The sequence below is a fragment of the Streptomyces boninensis genome, from assembly GCF_048572725.1.
GTDB lineage: Bacteria > Actinomycetota > Actinomycetes > Streptomycetales > Streptomycetaceae > Streptomyces > Streptomyces boninensis.
The window spans coordinates 5,614,110-5,629,972 of record NZ_CP183837.1; the positions used below are offsets into that span (position 1 = coordinate 5,614,110).

Here is a 15,863-nt window from a genome sequence, read left to right on the forward strand (position 1 = left end):
GGGTGCTGCTACGGGCTCGAACCCCAGGATACGTACGCTGCGGTGCATGACCGTCGCCCGCTCCATCGCCCTCTTCCTCGCCGCCGCCCTCTTCGAGATCGGCGGCGCCTGGCTGGTCTGGCAGGGCGTCCGCGAGCACCGCGGCTGGGCGTGGATCGGCGCGGGGGTGCTGGCGCTGGGGGTGTACGGCTTCGTCGCCACGCTGCAACCGGACGCGAACTTCGGGCGGATCCTGGCCGCGTACGGGGGCGTCTTCGTCGCCGGGTCGCTGGCGTGGGGGATGGCGCTGGACGGCTACCGGCCGGACCGGTGGGATGTGATCGGGGCGCTGGTGTGCCTGGCCGGGGTGGCGGTGATCATGTACGCGCCCAGGCGGTGAGCTCTAGGCGGTGAACTCCACCGGCCCGTACAGCGCCGCCTCAGCCCCCGTCCGCAGTGCCCAGTAGCGATCCCCGTACGACCAGTGCCACCACTCGGTGCCGTAGTTGACCAGCCCCGCCCCGCCCAGCGCCGCGCCCAGCAGCTCCCGGTTGGCCCGCGCCCCGGCGCTGATGTTCGACGCCGCCGTGTAGCAAGCCCCCTCGCTCTCCTCGGGGTTGGCGTTCACCCGCGTCCCCATGTCGAGCGGGGTGCCGTCCACGCCCGTCAGCGTCAGGTCCACCGCCGCGCCCGCCGAGTGCGGGGCGATCTCCGGCGGGGATACGTACCGGCTGGCGGCCGTGTGCAGTCGCTCGTCCGTCCAGTCCGGGTTGGCGGCGCGCAGCCCGGCCGCGTAACGGTCGAAGTAGCGCCGCTGCAGCATCGGTGGCCGGTAGCCCTCGATGAACAGCAGCCGCAGCCCGTCCGGCAGCTTCCGCTCGGCCTCGACGAGCCGCTCGACCACCCCCGCGCGCAGCTGCGCGAAGGCGCCGTCCGCATCCGCCCGGTAGTCGCTCACCGCAAGACCCGCGCCGCGGACATCCGCGAGCGGCTCCCCGCACTCCGCCACCGGGATCGCCGTGACCTGCGGGTCGGACATGAGAATGACGTCAGCGCTCATCCACCGAGGAGATCACGCCGCCCCCGGTGACACCAGCCCCGACTCGTACGCCACCACCACCGCCTGCGCCCGGCTGTCCAGGTCCAGCTTGGCCATGGTGCGGTTGAGGTGGGTCTTGACGGTGGCCTCGCTGATGAAGAGGCGGTCGGCGATCTCCAGGTTGGACATGCCGCGGGCCGTCAGCCGGAGCACCTCCGTCTCGCGGGCGGTGAGCCCGTCGAGCTGTGCGCCGTCCGGCTGCCGCGCCGGCTCCCGCGCCACGAACGCCTCGACCAGGCGGCGGGTGACGCTCGGCGCGAAGAGCGTGTCGCCGCCCGCCACCGCGGCCACCGCCGCCAGCAGCCGCTCGGGACCGGTGTCCTTGAGCAGGAAGCCCGACGCCCCGGCGCGCAGCGCGTGGTACACGTACTCGTCCAGGTCGAAGGTGGTGAGCACCAGCACCCGGGGCGGCGGATCCTCGGCCCGGGCCAGGATCCGCTCGATCGCGGTGATGCCGTCCATGCCGGGCATCCGGATGTCCATCAGGATCACATCGGGCCGGGTGCTCCCGGCCGCCGCGATGGCCTCCTCGCCGTCCCCGGCCTCGGCGACCACCTCGATGTCCGCGGCCGTACGGAGCAGGCCCACGATCCCGGCGCGGATCAGGAACTGGTCGTCGACCACGAGCACCCGTATCGTCATCCGCCGCGAACAGCCCTCTCATTGCGCCTCGTTCGCCGCCACCGCCGAGGTGGGCAGCGTGAGCCGGACGCCGAACCCCCCTTCGGGGCGCGGACCGACCGCCACGGTTCCGCCGTAGAGCTTCGCGCGCTCGCGCATACCTATCAAGCCATGTCCGGTGCCTGTGACGCGTTCGTCGACAGGTGTGGCCGATTCCGTACCGGTGCCGTCGTCCTGGATGCTCACTTTCAGCTGACTGGGGAGGTAGGTGACGCTCACCTGGGCGGTGGCGGGGCGGGCGTGCTTCAGCACATTGGTCAGCGCCTCCTGCACGATCCGGTACGCGCAGAGCTCGATGCCCGGCGGCAGCGGCCGCACGTCGCCGTCGACCGTCAGCTCCACCGGCACGCCGCCCGCCCGCACCCGCTCGACCACCTCGCCGAGGCGGTCGAGGGCGGGCATGGGGGTGTACGCCTCGCCGTCCCCGGCCCGCACGGCGCCGTCGCGCAGCAGCGTCAGCATCCTCCGCATCTCCTCCAGCGCCTCACTGGAGGTGTCCTCGATGACGGCGAGGGAGTCGGCGGCGGTGGCCGGGTCCGTGGCGAAGACATAGCGGGCCAGGCCCGACTGCACCGAGATCACCGACATGTGGTGGGCGATGACGTCGTGCAGCTCGCGGGCGATCCGGGCCTGCTCGTCGGCGACCGCGCGGCGGGCCTTCTCGTCCTGCTCGCGGCGGAGTTGGGCGGTGAGTTCGGTGAGCCGCTCGCCGCGCTCGGCGGACTGGCGGGCGTGGGCGCCGAAGCGGACCAGCACGGCGGGGAAGACGAGGGCCTGCGCCACGACGGCGGGCATCGAGCCGTGCGGGCTGACGACGCCGCCGTACACCCACACGCCCGCGACGAGCGCGGCGCAGCCGAAGGCGGTGCGGGGTGGGCGCATGGAGGCGACGGTGTAGATGGCCATGAGTGGCGCCAGGCTGTTGACCGCGGGCCAGAAGCCGGCGCCCACGTACACCGCCCAGAGCAGGCAGATGACGGCGCAGACGGCGACCGGCCATCGCCGCCGCACCGCGATCGGCAGATTGACCAGGCAGGTCAGGGCGTAACCCCAGCCGCTCAGCGGCGGATAGCCCTCGCTGGGCCGCTGCTCACCCAGCAGCAGGGCGCAGATGAGGAAGCCGAGGGCGAGCAGCGCGTCCACGGCCTGCGGATGCCGGGACAGCCTGGCTGTCTGCGTGTGCGGCCGCATCGTCGCAGCGTATCGACGGTGTGCGGGGTGCGGCGTCAAACGACCGGCGTACCACGGAAGTTGTACGCGATCCCCAACCAGGATGGGACGACCCGGACGGGCGCCTTCCGTACCTTGGAATCAAGGCGCCGCGGGCCGGTCGGGGGAGTGTTCGGGGGAGCACCTGGCCCGCGGGCCGCTGGGGCGCGGGGCGGCGGGCCGCGCGTTACCGTACGGCCCGCAGCAGCCCGGCGATCTCGTCGAAGCCGCGCCGCTCGGCGTGCCGCAGCGGCGTGACGCCGTCGCCGTCCGCGAGGCCGGGGGAGGCGCCCGCGACGATCAGCAGCTCCACGATCTCCTGGTGGGCGCGGCCGCCGTCGCCGAGGATGACGGCCTCCAGCAGCGCGGTCCAGCCGAGCCGGTTGACGTGGTCGACGTCGATGTCGGTCTCGCGGAGCACGGCGCGGACGTAGTCCACGTGGCCGCGCTCGGACGCCGGGATGAGGGAGATGCCGCCGAAGCGGTTGGTGACCTTCAGATCCGGGCCCGCCGGGAGCAGGGCGCGCATCATGGCGACGCTGCCGGTGACGCCGGTGACCAGCCACGCGCTGTCGTCGCGGTCGTCCTGCGCGTTGACGTCGGCGCCGGCGGCGACCAGCGCCTCGGCGGCGGCCAGGTGATCGCCGAGCGCGGCGAGCAGCAGCGGGGTGCGGCGGTGCGCGTCGCGCGCCTCCACGGCGGCGCCCGCGGCGAGGGCGGTGCGTACGGCATCGGCGTCGCCGAAGTCCGCGGCTTCGAGGAGGGCGCGGTCGTGGGCCTTCATGGTCGGCTCCTTCTCCGGCGGTGAGCGGGGAGGGTTACGGGACCGGCGGCGCCCGCGCGGGGGGAGCGCGGGCGCCGCCGGGGCTGGGGTGGTGCGGGTGTTACGGCGTTACTTGCTCAGCGCGTCGACGCCGGCCTGGGCGAACTTCTCGTCCTGGTCGCCGGACGGGGCGCCGGCCACGCCGATGCCCGCGATCGGCGCGTCCTTGGCGGTGACGGGGGCGCCACCGGCCAGGAACAGGGTGCCCGGGATGTCCTTCAGCGTCGGAGCCTTCTCCAGGCGCTTGGTGAGCTCGGAGGTCGGGGCGTTCCAGGAGACGGCGGTGTACGCCTTCTTCTCGGCCGACTCGTACGACTGCGGGCCCGCACCGTCGCCGCGGAGGGTCAGGATGGTGTTGCCGTTGCGGTCCACGACGGCGACGGAGACGCGCTGGTTGTCCTTCTTCGCGGCGTCGAGGGCGGCGTTCGCGGCCTTGGTGGCGGCGGCGATGGACAGGTGCGTCGAGGTGGTGGTGTCGCTCTTCTGGACGCCCGCGGCCTTGGCGGCCGGCGCGGCCGGTGCGGCGGCGTTCGCGGTCACGGCGCCGGCACCGCCGACGGCGATGGCGGCGACGAGGGCGCTGCCGGTGACGATGCGGGCGCGCTTCGAGATCTGCTTCTTCATGAGGGATCGACTCCAGGTGCTCAGAGGGAGGAGGGGGACGGGTCGGAGGCCGTTCCTGCCGTCCCGCTCTGATATCCATCCTGGGGCCGCGAACAGGGCGAACCCGTCGTCGTAGTGGGCAAACCCGGCGTGCGGGATGGCTGAGGGCGGGGTCGGCCGATCGGATGACCCGGGGCGGGGCTTAGGTCCCGGCACGCGGGTGTTTGCGCAGGTCAGCGTGCGCAGAGGGGCAGTCCGCCCGGCTTGCCCAGCTCGCGGGGGAGGATGCGGATGCCCGGCAGCCAGAGCCGCTTTCCGTCGTGCTCGACGCCGTACCAGATGCTGCTGTGCCGCCCCTTCTCGTCCGTCACCACCACGCCGTCGCTGATCCGGCAGCTGGCGTCGAGCCGGTCGCCGTCCCAGACCCGGGCGCCGCGGTTGTCGGCGCTGTAGGGGAGGTACGGGTCCTTGGCGAGGCCGAGGGAGCAGCCGGCGGGGCGGGAGTCCTTGCCCTGACAGGCGGCGACGACGTTGTGGACGGTGACGGTGCGGGAGTCCTCGGCGGGGTCGGACCCGGCCGCCCAGAAGCCGATCGCGACGGCGGCGGCGAGGACGACGCCTGCGGCGACGAGCACGACGGTGAGGCGCTGCCGCTTCCCGGCGTGGGGCCCGCCCTTTCGCGGCTCCGGTACGGCGGCGGGCGCCGGCGCATCGGTCGCCGGCGAGGTCGCGGGTGAGGGCGAGGCCGCCCGGGCCAGCAGCGCCGTCAGCTCCGCCAGCACCTCGTCCCCCCGCTCCCGCCCCGCCGGATGCAGCTCGCACCACAGCCGCAGCAGGGCGACGTCCGGCAGCCCCTCCCCGCGCAGATAGCGGGAGAGGGTGGACCGGCTGACCGGCAGCCGGGCCTCCAGCTCGGAGAGGCTGAGGCCCGTCTCCCCGTACAGCGAACGCAGCCCGGTCGCGAAGTCCCGCTGCCCCGCCGGCAGGTGCCCGGGCAGCTCGGCCAGCGCCTTGCGGCGGCCCGGTGGCGGGGTCGCGGGCTCCGGCTGGTTCCTCACGGGTCTGAGAGGCACGCGCGCTATTGCAGCACAGGTGTACGGCCCGCGTCAGGGGTACGCAGGGCCGCACTCCTGCCCCAGCAGCCCCAGCGCCGCTGCCACGGGCAGCGGCCCGATCCGCTCCCCGTCCCGCCGCCGGAGCGACACTTCGTCGGCGGCCGCCTCGCGCGCTCCGAGGACGGCCTGGTACGGAACCAGCCGCCCCGCCCGGATCCGGGCCCCGAGACTGCCCCGGTCGGGCGCGACCAGCTCGGCCCGCAGCCCGGCCTCGACACAGCGCCGTACGAGCTTCACCCCGGCCTCGACCTGCTCATCCCCGAGCGGCAGCACCGCCACCTGCACGGGCGCCAGCCACGCCGGAAACCGCCCCTGATGCACCTCGATGAGATGCGCCACGGCCCGCTCGACGCTGCCGATGATCGCGCGGTGCACCATGACGGGCCGGTGCCGCGCACCGTCGGGCCCGACGTACTCGAGCCCGAAGACCTCCGGCTGGTGGAAATCGAGCTGCACGGTCGACAGGGTCGACTCCCGCCCGGCGGCATCGACGACCTGGACATCGATCTTCGGCCCGTAGAAGGCGGCCTCATCGGGCTCTTCCTCGTATGCCACCCCGGCGTCCTCCAGCACTTGGCGCAGCAGCGGCACGGCCCGCTCCCACAGCTCCGGCTTGTCGACGTACTTGCCGCCGGGCCCCGGCAGCGACAGCCGGATCCGGGCGGGCTCGATGCCCATCGCCGCGTATGCCTGCCGGATCAGCCCGAGCGCCGCCGCGGCCTCCTTGGCGACCTGGTCGAGGGCGCAGAAGACGTGCGCGTCGTTGAGCTGGATCGCGCGCACCCGGGTCAGGCCGCCGAGGACGCCTGACAGCTCCGAGCGGTACATGCCGCCGAGCTCCGACATCCGCAGCGGCAGCTCGCGGTAGCTGTGCTCGCGCGAGCGGTAAATGAGCGCATGATGCGGACAGAGGCTGGGCCGCAGCACCATCTCCTCGCCGTCGCCCACCGCCATCGGCGGATACATGTCCTCGCGATAGTGCTGCCAGTGCCCGGACAACTCGTACAACTCCCGCTTCGCCAGCACCGGCGAATACACCCGCTGATACCCGCCCCGCCGCTCGGCCTCCGCGATGTAATCCTCCAGCGCCTGCCGCACGGCGGCCCCGGCAGGCAGCCAGTACGGCAGCCCGGCCCCGATCAGCGGATCGCTGCCGAAAAGCCCGAGCTCCCGCCCGAGCCGGCGATGGTCCTTGATCTCTTGCATGGTGATGCTCCTCGCTCCGGTCAAGCCGTACGGGACGAAGCACCCACGAGCACGACAAAGCCCCGGGGCACTCGCCCCGGGGCCTCATCAAGACATTGCTTCAGCGCACCGGGACTGGCTCCGGCGTCGTCGTGTTCATCCATGCGCGCTGCATGCCTCGACGGTAACGCGGTGCGGGCGCCCGTGCGACGGCATTTCGGCCCGGCAGCGGTCACACCGCCCCCGGATCCCGCCCCGACAGCCCCAGCGCCCGCTCCATCGCCGGCGCATCCTCCGGTACGGGAACAGGCTCGGCGAAGCCGTCGTACTGCCGGTACAGCTCGGCATACTCGCTCACCACCCCCAGCACGAACGCCCCCGTGCTCTCCGGCAGCCGCTGCCGCTGCCCGGTGGCGCGGGCCACGTCCCAGCCGTGGACGGCCAGCTCCTTGATGACCATGGACGCGATCTCCGTGGCATCCGACTCCACGTAACCGGTGTCGATCTTGCCCTTCCACACCGCCGGATCCGCCCACGCGGCCACCGCCCGCTCGAGCTGGTTCGCGTACGCCTCCGCCCACCCGGGGTCGGCGGCGAAGTCGCGCTTGGTCAGCTCTTCCGGGAGCTGCTTGCGCAGGGCGCGGTGCTCCAGGCCGTGGGAGCTGTAGAGCACCCAGTGGTTGATCAGGGCGCCCAGGTCCCACTCCCCGCAGTGCGTGGGGGTGGTCATCGCCAGCGCCGGGTCGACGCCCCGGGCGATACGGGCCGCTTCCGCGGCGGCTGCCTGCATGTGCGGATACATGTCGTTCTGCTTGCCGTTCGTCATGCCATCAACGCTATGACCTGGGGTGATCCCGGGTCTTGAACAAACGCGACAGCTATCGTGGCCGGGTGGACGACAAGGGCGAGCGGGGGCGCGGGGTGCTGCACCCCGAGGAGCAGGAGATGTACGCGACGCTGCACCGGCACGAGCCGGGCGCCGCCGCCGCGCGGTTCACCGAGTACTACTGGCACGTCGCCTGGCGCGTCCCGGGCACCGGCCCGTACGAGGCGAAGGTGCTCTCGCACCCGAACGTCCACCTGGTCTTCGAGGAGCAGGGCCCCCTCGTCTACGGCGTCGACCGCGGGCTCTTCGTGCGGCGGCTGTACGGGAGCGGGCAGGTGCTCGGGGTCCGGTTCCGGCCGGGCGGCTTCCGGGGCTTCATGGACGGGCCGGTCGCGGAGCTGGCGGACCGGCGGGTGCCGGCGGCGGAGTTCTTCGGGCCCGAGGTCGAGGACGTGTCGCGGGCGGTGCTCGGGGCCGGCAGCGGGGCCGAGATGGCGGCTCTCGCGGAGGAGTTCCTGGTGCCGCGGCTGCCGGCGGGCGCCGATCCGCAGGCGGTGCGGATCGGGGCGGCCGTGGAGCGGGTGGCGGCGCAGCCGCAGCTGTTCCGGGTGGACCAGCTGGCCGCGGAGCTGGGGGTGACGGTGCGTACGCTGCAGCGGCTCTTCGCCGAATACGTCGGCGCAAGCCCGAAGTGGGTGCTGCGCCGCGCCCGGCTGCACGAGGCCGCCACCCGGGCGGACGAGGGCGGCACGGTCGACTGGGCGGGGCTGGCCGCCGACCTCGGCTATGCGGACCAGGCGCATTTCGTACGGGACTTCACCGGCGCGGTGGGGTCGTCGCCGGGCCGGTACGCGGGGGCGGGCGGCGCCGCGGGCTGACGGAGAGGTTTCCTCCGGGTGAAACGGGTGACACGGTGCACCTATGGCGAAGACCGCCGATGCACGCGACAGATCCCGGCTGCTGTACAAGGCGGCCTACGCCCTGCGCAGACCCGGCAGGGTGCCGCGCTTTGCCCGCCGCAGCCTGCGCGACGCCGTGCTGCGGGCGCGCTATGGCCGCGACCACGTGGCGTACTACCGGGCCGTGATGGCCTCCGACTCGGAGCGCAGCGCGGAGTCCGCGGTGGGCGGGCCGACGTCGTCGCGCGAGGCCTGGCTGCGGATCGGGAAGTGGCAGTACGACTACCTGCTGACGCACGGGCTGCGGCCCGCCGACCGGCTGCTGGAGATCGGCTGCGGCAATCTGCGGGCCGGCTGGCGCTTCATCCGGCACCTGGAGCCCGGCCACTACTACGGCATCGACATCTCCCCGCACATCCTGCTCGCCGCGAAGGACACGGTCGTCCGCTACGGGCTGCAGGACCGGCTGCCGCACCTGACCCTCACCGACGACCTGACCTTCGACTTCCTGCCCGACCGCCACTTCACGGTGATCCACGCGCACAGCGTCTTCTCGCACACCCCGCTGCCGGTCATCGAGGAGTGCTTCGAGCACGTGGGCCGGATCCTGGCCCCCGGCGGGTTCTTCGATCTCACCTTCGACCGCACCGAGGGCCGCGAACATCACGTGCTGCGCGAGGACTTCTACTACCGCACCGAGACGCTGACCGCGCTCGCCGCCCAATACGGCCTGACGGCCGAGCTGATGGCGGACTGGGAGGAGCTGCCGCACGGGCAGTCCAAGCTCCGGGTCAGAAGCGGCCGGTGACCTTGTCCGGCGTGACGCGCACGATCACGCGCGGGCCGTCGTTGGACGAGGCGGGGTTGAAGTCGGCGTAGTCCTTGCCGGTGTACTTCTGCGAGATCCGGTTCACGATGACGTGGTCCTGGTCGGGGGTGACCTTGGCCGTGCCGCGGACTTCGGCGTAGGCGTACGGGTTGTCGTCCGGCTGGATGAGCACGGTGACGCGCGCGTCGCGGGTGGCGTTCCTGCCCTGCTGGCGGGTGGACGTGGTCGAGAACAGCAGGTCGTCGCCCTCGCGGATGATCCAGACGACCGTCAGGTGCGGCCGGCCGTCGGGCTGCAGCGTCGCCACGGTGGCGAACGCCTTGCTGTCGTCGAGGTACTGCTTCAGCGCGTCGGAGAGCACGATGTGTCCTTCGGACTCGGTGGATGCTTTCCGGGCGTCAACACCGTGCACAGCAAGGGCATTCCGCATCATGCCCTACGGCCACCCGTACGGATCCCGCCCCACGAACGCCAGCAGCCGCTCCCCGGGCCCCGCCTCCGCCCGCACCTCGCACGGCGGCGCGAACCGCACCGGCCGGTCCGCCGCCGACACGAACAGCGGCGCCAGCTCCAGCAGCTCCTCCGCCAGCGCCTCCGGCAGCGGCCGGTCCGCGCCGCAGGAGCGGGCGATGTCCCAGCCGTGCACCGCCGTCTCGATCGCGCCGGTGCTGGTGACGATCGCGGAGGTGAGCGGCGTGCCGCCGACGGAGATCAGCTCCCGGTCCGCCGCGCCCGTGCCGCTCCACAGCTCCAGCAGCAGGCGTGCCCTGGCCCGTACTGCCGCTATCGGATCTGCGGGGGCGCCGGGGACGACCGGCGGGCGCTGCTGCCCGACGGCGATCCGGCCTGCGGCCCCGGCCTCGCACAGCGCGCCGAGCGAGTCGTCGAGATGCAGCAGCAGGCCGTGCAGGTCCCAGTCGGCGCAGGGTGTCGGGTTGGCCAGGGTGGCCGGGGTGACCAGGCCGAGGCTGCCCAGGGCGTACCCCAGGCCGCGCTCCAGGAGGCTGACTCCGGCGGTCAGCAGCGCCACCGCGGATGCCTCATCGCAATCCTCCCCGCCGCTCATTGCACCGGCTCATCCGCGGGCAGCGTGGCGGGCAGGCCCGCGTCGGTGAAGAGGCGCGCGTCGAAGAAGGCGGCGCAGTGCGTGACCAGGCCGGCCTCGTCGAGCTCCAGCACCTGGTACTGCCAGGGGCGGAACTCGCCGGTCTCGCCCTTGTTGCGCAGGTACAGGCCGAAGGCCAGCTGGCCGTTCGCGGAGCTGACCCGCAGCCGCATGTCGCCGGGGCCTGCCGGGCACTGGTACTCGATGAGGGTGCCGATCGCCTCCGGGCCCTGATACCAACCCGGGAACGGGGGCATCTCCCAGACCGCGTCCTCGGTGAAGAGCTGGGTGAGCAGCTTGACGTCCTTGCGCTCGAAGGCGTCCACCCATTTGTTGAGCACCTCGCGCTGCGCGGCGTCCGTCGGCTCGTTGACCGCGTCCTCCTGCGGCGCCATCTTCGCGATCTGGGCGTGGGCGCGCTGCAGGGCGCTGTTGACCGACGCGGTGCTGGTGTCGAGCAGCTCGGCGACCTCGGCGGCCTTCCACTTCAGCACATCGCGCAGGATCAGCACGGCGCGCTGCTTCGGCGGCAGATACTGCAGCGCCGCGATGAAGGCGAGCCGGATCGACTCCCTGGAGCCGACGATCGACGCCGGGTCGGTCGAGTCCCCGCCGCCGGCGCCGCCCATCATCGAGTCGGGCATCGGCTCCAGCCACGGCACCTCGCCGTCCGCCACGACCTGCTCCGACGGGTTGGCGGCGGGCGCGCCGAGCCCGGTGGGCAGCGGGCGCTTGCCGCGCGACTCCAGCGCGGTCAGACAGGCGCGGGTGGCGATGGTGTGCAGCCAGGTGCGCAGGCTGGATCTGCCCTCGAAGCGGTCATACGCCTTCCAGGCCCGCAGATACGTCTCCTGCACCAGGTCCTCGGCGTCGTGCACCGACCCGAGCATGCGATAGCAGTGCGCCAGCAGCTCCCGCCGGAACGGGTCCGCGGCCTGCGGAAAGTCCTCGATCGCTACCTTCTCCGCCATGGCGACGGCCCCTTCCCCTTCAGCGCTCATATACGTATGGACTGCCGGGGCCGGCGAAACTCATCGCTCCCCTGGAAAGAAAGTTAGCCCGCCGCACTGACAATGGCTCGGGACCGGGCAAAGTCCTCCGCCGGGACTAGGCGAAATCCTCCGCATGCGCCCGCGCCCACCGCGCGAAGGTGCGCGGATCGCGGCCGGTCACCTCCCGTACGGTCGCCAGCACCGGCGACTCATCCAGGTCTCCGTCCACGTAAAACCGGAAGAAGGCATCCACATACTCCTGCGGCATCGCCGCCGACATCTCCGCCCGCGCCTCGTCGTCCGGCTGCGCCTCGAAGCGCAGCTCGCGGCCGAGCGCCTCGCCCAGGATGCGCACCTGGTCGGCGGGGAGGAGCGACTCGGGCCCGGACAGCTCGTACACCTTCCCGTCGTGCCCGTCCTCCAGCAGCGCCACGGCCGCGACCTCGCCGATGTCGTACGGATCGATGCCGGCCAGCCGCACCCCCGCGAACGGCAGCCGGACGGTGTCGCCCGCCCGCAGCTGCGGCAGCCAGCGCAGCGCGTTGGCGTGGAAGGCGCTCGGCCGGATGACCGTCCACGGCAGCCCCGCGGCCCTGACCGCCTCTTCGGTACGGACCATGTACGCCGTCACGGCATTGGTCATGTCCCCGCTCGCCGCCGACCGCCCGGACAACTGCGCCACCCGCTCCACGCCCGCGCGCTTCGCCTCGGCGAGCAGCCCCGGCATATCGGCGTACCCGGGCAGGAAGAAGGCGCCGCGGACGCCGGACAGGGCCGGGGCGAGCGACGCCGGGTCGTTGAGGTCGCCGGCGACGGCCTCGGCGCCCTTGGGCAGCCCGGCCGCGTCGCCGCCGCGGGTCAGGGCGCGCACCGGCGCCCCGCGATCGAGGAGTGCGCGGACGACCTCGCGGCCGACGTTGCCGGTAGCACCGGTCACCAAGTACATGTGAAAACCCCCGGGTCTCTACGGATCAGTAGCCGCGCCGCCTCCGCTATCTTCCCGGGGCATCGGCCATCGGTACGGGCAGGGGAGGCACGCGTGAACGATAGCGGCGGCGTCGTGGTCACAGGGGCCGGTCCCACCGGGTTACTGCTCGCCGGCGACCTGGCCGAGGCGGGTGTCGAGGTCACCCTGCTGGAAAAGCGCCCACGCGAGATCAGCAACCTCTCCCGCGCCTTCGTCCTCCACGCCCGCTCCCTGGAGCAGCTGGACGCCCGCGGCCTGGCCGACGAACTGGTCACCAAGGGCAAGCAACTCCCGGGCCTGCAGGCCTTCAAGCGCCTCTACCTGGACCTGTCGAAACTGCCGACGCGCTTCAACTACGTGCTGGTGCTGCCTCAGTACGAGGTGGAGAAGGTGCTGCTGCGGCGGGCGGAGAAGCTGGGTGTGCGGCTTGCGTACGACACGGAGGCCACGGGGCTGTCGCAGGACGCGGAGGGTGTGACCGTCGAGACCGCGGGCGGTCCGTACCGGGGCGCGTACGCCGTGGGCACCGACGGCCTCCACAGCCGCATCCGGGAGGCGATCGGCCTGCCCTTCCCCGGAAAGTCGGTGATCCGCTCGGTGGTCCTCGCCGACGTACAACTGCGGGAACAACCAGACCAGTTGGTGACGATCGGCGCCCGGGGCAACGCCTTCTGCTTCATCGCCCCCTTCGACGACGGCTACCACCGCGTGATCGGCTGGGACCGCCGCCGCAATGTCCCGGACACCGAGCCCCTGGAGCTGCCGGAGGTCCGGGAGGTCGCCCGCACAGCCCTCGGCCGCGACTTCGGCATGCACGACGCCCGCTGGATGTCCCGCTTCCACAGCGACGAACGCCAGGCCCCGTCGTACCGCGTCGGCCGCACCTTCCTGGCGGGCGACGCGGCGCACGTCCACACGCCGGCGGGCGGCCAGGGCATGAACACGGGCCTGCAGGACGCGGCGAACCTGAGCTGGAAACTGTCGACGGCGCTGGCGGGCGGCCCGGACCTGCTGCACTCGTACGAGGCGGAACGCCACCCGGTGGGCAAGGCCGTCCTCCGCAGCAGCGGCGGCATGGTCCGCCTGGCGATGGCCTCCCGCCCGTGGACCATCGCGGCGCGCGCGGCAGTGGCCACCTTCCTGAACACCGCCAAGCCGGCCGCTCGCAGCATCATCGGCCAGGTCTCGGGCATCGGCTACGTCTACCCGGCACCGTCAGGCGCCCACCGCCTGGCGGGTCGGCGGGCGCCGGACCTGTCCCTGAAGGAGGGGCGGCTGTACGAGGCGCTGCGAGCACGGAAGTTCGTCCTGGTGGACGCGGATCCGGGCGCTTGGTCGGATCGCGTAGTCGCCGCTGCGCGTGCGACGGCCGGCGCGGGCAGCCCGGCGCTCCTGATCCGCCCGGACGGATACGTGGCGTGGGCGGGTGACGCGGGAGATGCACGCGGGGTCGAGGCGGCACTGGAGGACTGGACGGGGGCGGCTCGCTGAGCCATCTGCCTGCATCAGTAACGCGGCATGTTCGGGATGGCCTTCTCGGCCAGCTCGATGAGGGACTGCACCTTCGGGATGTCCGCGGACACTTCCTCCCCAGTCACCGTAGGTGCCTCGGTGGATCGGTACTCCACCTCGTTGCGGCGAGCCCGCATTCGATTGAAAGGGCGCAGAAGTGCCCCGAGCGGCGGATCGAGCTGAGCCCGCACGGCCTCGTAGACCGCAGTGTGTCCGCCCCGGCTTGTGGCTCGCAGCCCCTGGTTCTGGAGAACGGCGGCCAGCGCACGGCGTGCTGCGTCGTATGCGAGGGTGTAGGCGCCCTCCGGATCGAAGGACAGCAACTGCTGTGCGGAAGCGACGTGGGTATGGGCGCGCTGCAGCTCAAGTTCGGCAGCTTGTTGTGACGCAGGGACGCGCTCGATGTCCCCGTTCGTGATCAACGCGTCGATTGTCGCCCGGCCTTGGTCCCAGCGGTTCATGCGTTCTCCCGGTCCAGGGGCAGCTCAACCAGGGGTCGTTCCCGGACGCTTGTCAGAAAGGGGTCGGTCGTTGGGCTGTCCCAGGTGGCTTGCGTGACCCGGTGGACATTCACTTCCCGGCGCAACTGCCGGGACGCCTCCTCGGCGGCGTCGAACAGCTCGTCGGCATCGGGGGCGCCCACCACGATGACGTCCACGTCCTTGGGCGGCGGACCCTTCTCGCCTTGGTGGCGCGCGGCCCACGAGCCGTACACGTAGGCCCGCTCCACACCACGGATACCGCTGAGGGCCGCGGTCAATACGGGTAGCGGGCCGAAGGTTACGGCGATGAGGTCGGTCAGGGGACCCGACAGGGGGGTATCGCTTCGTGCGCTGACGAGCCTGGTACGCCCAGCCCGGCGGTCGCTGAGGATTCCGCCTTCGACCAGTCGGTCCACTTCGCGGAGCACGGCGGTGTGGGAAGCGCCCAGCTGTGCTGCGAGCTCGGCGAGGCTGTATTCGCGCTCCGGGTGCAGCAGCACCTCTGCCAGCAGCTCTCCCTGCAGGCGCGAGCGCAGGATCGGTAGCAGTGGCGGGGAAATCTTCATTGGACGCAGAATATCGTGCGCCCAGTGAAGATAACAATCCGGGGCCGCTGATGAACGCTGCGTCATGAGTGTCGAATGGAGGGTGGGTGCTGAGAAGCGGTGTAGCGGGGCTGAGCAAGCGCTCAGTACGATCGCTGGACAGATGGTTGGCGGGAGGGAGCTCGGAGTGGTGGCGCAGGCGCGAGTGGAGGCGTTTTACGAGCGAGTGGCTGAGGACCGGTTTCTCTCCAGCCCGTACACCACCGGCCCCTGGGACCCGGGCGCCCAGCACGCCGGGCCGCCTGCCGCGCTGCTCGCGCTTGCCGCCGAGGAGCGGGCGGGGCGGGTTGGGGAGATGCGGGTCGCTCGCGCCACGTACGAGATCCAGCGGCCCGTCCCCGTAGCCCCGCTGACCGTCACCACCCGCATCCTGCGCGAAGGCCGCAGCGTCCAGCTTGTCGAGGCCACGCTGAGCCCTGACGACGGGCGGGAGGTGATGCGGGTGACGATGCTGCGCGTACGGGACTCGCCCGACTCCGCGCCGGCCGTGCAGCCCGGGCCCGAGGTGCCCGGCCCGGAGGGCGCGAAGGACGACGGCTTCTTCCCCGTGCCGTGGGAGCAGGGCTACCACACGGCGATGGAGGTCCGCTTCACCAGCGGCTCCTTCCGCGAACTCGGCCCCGCGACCGCCTGGTTCCGCACCCGCGTCCCGCTCATCGCAGGCGAGGAGACCACCCCCCTCACCCGAGTCCTCCTCGCCGCCGACTCCGGCAACGGCATCAGCGGCACGGTCGACTTCACCCGCTACGTCTTCGTCAACGCCGACCTGACAGTCAACCTCCACCGCCACCCCCAGGGCGACTGGGTCTGCCTCAACGCCCGCACCAGCGTGGACAGCTCAGGCATCGGCCTTGCAGAATCATCCCTGCACGACGAAAAGGGCCCCCTGGGCCGCGGCTCCCAGACCCTGTACGTGGCTCCACGCCCCGCGGGCTGAGAGCCGGCGGGCGAG

The 15,863-nt window shown here is 72.3% G+C and carries 19 protein-coding genes; 5 read left to right on the top strand and 14 right to left on the bottom strand.

Annotated elements, in window-relative coordinates:
• Window positions 1–46: 46 nt before the first annotated feature.
• The gene (locus ACNNMR_RS25615) at window positions 47–379 is read left to right on the top strand and encodes a YnfA family protein (protein ID WP_419997025.1); all 333 of its coding nucleotides are present in this window, start codon (window positions 47–49) and stop codon (window positions 377–379) included.
• 3 nt (window positions 380–382) lie between these two features.
• On the opposite strand, the gene ACNNMR_RS25620 is transcribed toward ACNNMR_RS25615, so the two are convergent.
• The 8 genes from ACNNMR_RS25620 to ACNNMR_RS25655 form a co-directional block, all read right to left on the bottom strand.
• Window positions 383–1,039, bottom strand: coding sequence for a M15 family metallopeptidase (locus ACNNMR_RS25620; RefSeq protein ID WP_419997026.1), 657 nt, complete (start codon window positions 1,037–1,039; stop codon window positions 383–385).
• Between the two features lie 12 nt (window positions 1,040–1,051).
• On the bottom strand, window positions 1,052–1,720 hold the full coding sequence (locus ACNNMR_RS25625; protein ID WP_419997027.1) for a response regulator: 669 nt from the start codon (window positions 1,718–1,720) through the stop codon (window positions 1,052–1,054).
• Between the two features lie 18 nt (window positions 1,721–1,738).
• A complete protein-coding gene (locus ACNNMR_RS25630; protein ID WP_419997028.1) occupies window positions 1,739–2,950 on the bottom strand; it encodes a sensor histidine kinase in 1,212 nt (403 codons plus the stop codon).
• A gap of 205 nt (window positions 2,951–3,155) precedes the next feature.
• On the bottom strand, window positions 3,156–3,752 hold the full coding sequence (locus tag ACNNMR_RS25635; RefSeq protein ID WP_419997029.1) for an ankyrin repeat domain-containing protein: 597 nt from the start codon (window positions 3,750–3,752) through the stop codon (window positions 3,156–3,158).
• Between the two features lie 108 nt (window positions 3,753–3,860).
• The gene (locus tag ACNNMR_RS25640) at window positions 3,861–4,415 is read right to left on the bottom strand and encodes a GlcG/HbpS family heme-binding protein (protein WP_419997030.1); all 555 of its coding nucleotides are present in this window, start codon (window positions 4,413–4,415) and stop codon (window positions 3,861–3,863) included.
• Window positions 4,416–4,627: 212 nt separating this feature from the next.
• A complete protein-coding gene (locus ACNNMR_RS25645; protein WP_419997031.1) occupies window positions 4,628–5,467 on the bottom strand; it encodes a helix-turn-helix domain-containing protein in 840 nt (279 codons plus the stop codon).
• Between the two features lie 33 nt (window positions 5,468–5,500).
• Window positions 5,501–6,706, bottom strand: coding sequence for a threonine--tRNA ligase (gene thrS / locus ACNNMR_RS25650; RefSeq protein WP_420000467.1), 1,206 nt, complete (start codon window positions 6,704–6,706; stop codon window positions 5,501–5,503).
• 220 nt (window positions 6,707–6,926) lie between these two features.
• Complete coding sequence (locus tag ACNNMR_RS25655) at window positions 6,927–7,520, bottom strand: TIGR03086 family metal-binding protein (protein WP_419997032.1); 594 nt, start codon at window positions 7,518–7,520, stop codon at window positions 6,927–6,929.
• Window positions 7,521–7,555: 35 nt separating this feature from the next.
• Here ACNNMR_RS25655 and ACNNMR_RS25660 point away from each other — a divergent pair, with 35 nt between their 5' ends.
• Window positions 7,556–8,398 (top strand): AraC family transcriptional regulator, encoded by an 843-nt coding sequence (locus ACNNMR_RS25660; RefSeq protein ID WP_419997033.1) that lies wholly within the window; start codon window positions 7,556–7,558, stop codon window positions 8,396–8,398.
• A 43-nt stretch (window positions 8,399–8,441) separates the two neighbouring features.
• Window positions 8,442–9,227, top strand: a complete 786-nt coding sequence (locus tag ACNNMR_RS25665; RefSeq protein WP_419997034.1) for a class I SAM-dependent methyltransferase — start codon at window positions 8,442–8,444, stop codon at window positions 9,225–9,227.
• On the opposite strand, the gene ACNNMR_RS25670 is transcribed toward ACNNMR_RS25665, so the two are convergent.
• The 4 genes from ACNNMR_RS25670 to ACNNMR_RS25685 form a co-directional block, all read right to left on the bottom strand.
• Window positions 9,211–9,609: a PPOX class F420-dependent oxidoreductase gene (locus ACNNMR_RS25670; RefSeq protein ID WP_419997035.1), complete on the bottom strand. Its 399-nt coding sequence runs from the start codon at window positions 9,607–9,609 to the stop codon at window positions 9,211–9,213. The genes ACNNMR_RS25665 and ACNNMR_RS25670 overlap by 17 nt on opposite strands.
• 75 nt (window positions 9,610–9,684) lie before the next feature.
• Complete coding sequence (locus tag ACNNMR_RS25675) at window positions 9,685–10,314, bottom strand: TIGR03086 family metal-binding protein (RefSeq protein WP_419997036.1); 630 nt, start codon at window positions 10,312–10,314, stop codon at window positions 9,685–9,687.
• A complete protein-coding gene (locus tag ACNNMR_RS25680) occupies window positions 10,311–11,324 on the bottom strand; it encodes a sigma-70 family RNA polymerase sigma factor (RefSeq protein ID WP_419997037.1) in 1,014 nt (337 codons plus the stop codon). Before ACNNMR_RS25680 ends, ACNNMR_RS25675 begins: the two co-directional genes overlap by 4 nt.
• A gap of 136 nt (window positions 11,325–11,460) precedes the next feature.
• Window positions 11,461–12,291 (bottom strand): NmrA family NAD(P)-binding protein, encoded by an 831-nt coding sequence (locus ACNNMR_RS25685; protein WP_419997038.1) that lies wholly within the window; start codon window positions 12,289–12,291, stop codon window positions 11,461–11,463.
• A 93-nt stretch (window positions 12,292–12,384) separates the two neighbouring features.
• Here ACNNMR_RS25685 and ACNNMR_RS25690 point away from each other — a divergent pair, with 93 nt between their 5' ends.
• A complete protein-coding gene (locus ACNNMR_RS25690) occupies window positions 12,385–13,803 on the top strand; it encodes an FAD-dependent monooxygenase (RefSeq protein WP_419997039.1) in 1,419 nt (472 codons plus the stop codon).
• A gap of 14 nt (window positions 13,804–13,817) precedes the next feature.
• On the opposite strand, the gene ACNNMR_RS25695 is transcribed toward ACNNMR_RS25690, so the two are convergent.
• Window positions 13,818–14,285, bottom strand: a complete 468-nt coding sequence (locus tag ACNNMR_RS25695; RefSeq protein WP_419997040.1) for a hypothetical protein — start codon at window positions 14,283–14,285, stop codon at window positions 13,818–13,820.
• Window positions 14,282–14,872 (bottom strand): ArsR family transcriptional regulator, encoded by a 591-nt coding sequence (locus ACNNMR_RS25700; RefSeq protein ID WP_419997041.1) that lies wholly within the window; start codon window positions 14,870–14,872, stop codon window positions 14,282–14,284. Before ACNNMR_RS25700 ends, ACNNMR_RS25695 begins: the two co-directional genes overlap by 4 nt.
• 169 nt (window positions 14,873–15,041) lie before the next feature.
• Here ACNNMR_RS25700 and ACNNMR_RS25705 point away from each other — a divergent pair, with 169 nt between their 5' ends.
• Window positions 15,042–15,848 (top strand): thioesterase family protein, encoded by an 807-nt coding sequence (locus tag ACNNMR_RS25705; protein WP_419997042.1) that lies wholly within the window; start codon window positions 15,042–15,044, stop codon window positions 15,846–15,848.
• The last annotated feature ends 15 nt before the right edge of the window (window positions 15,849–15,863 follow it).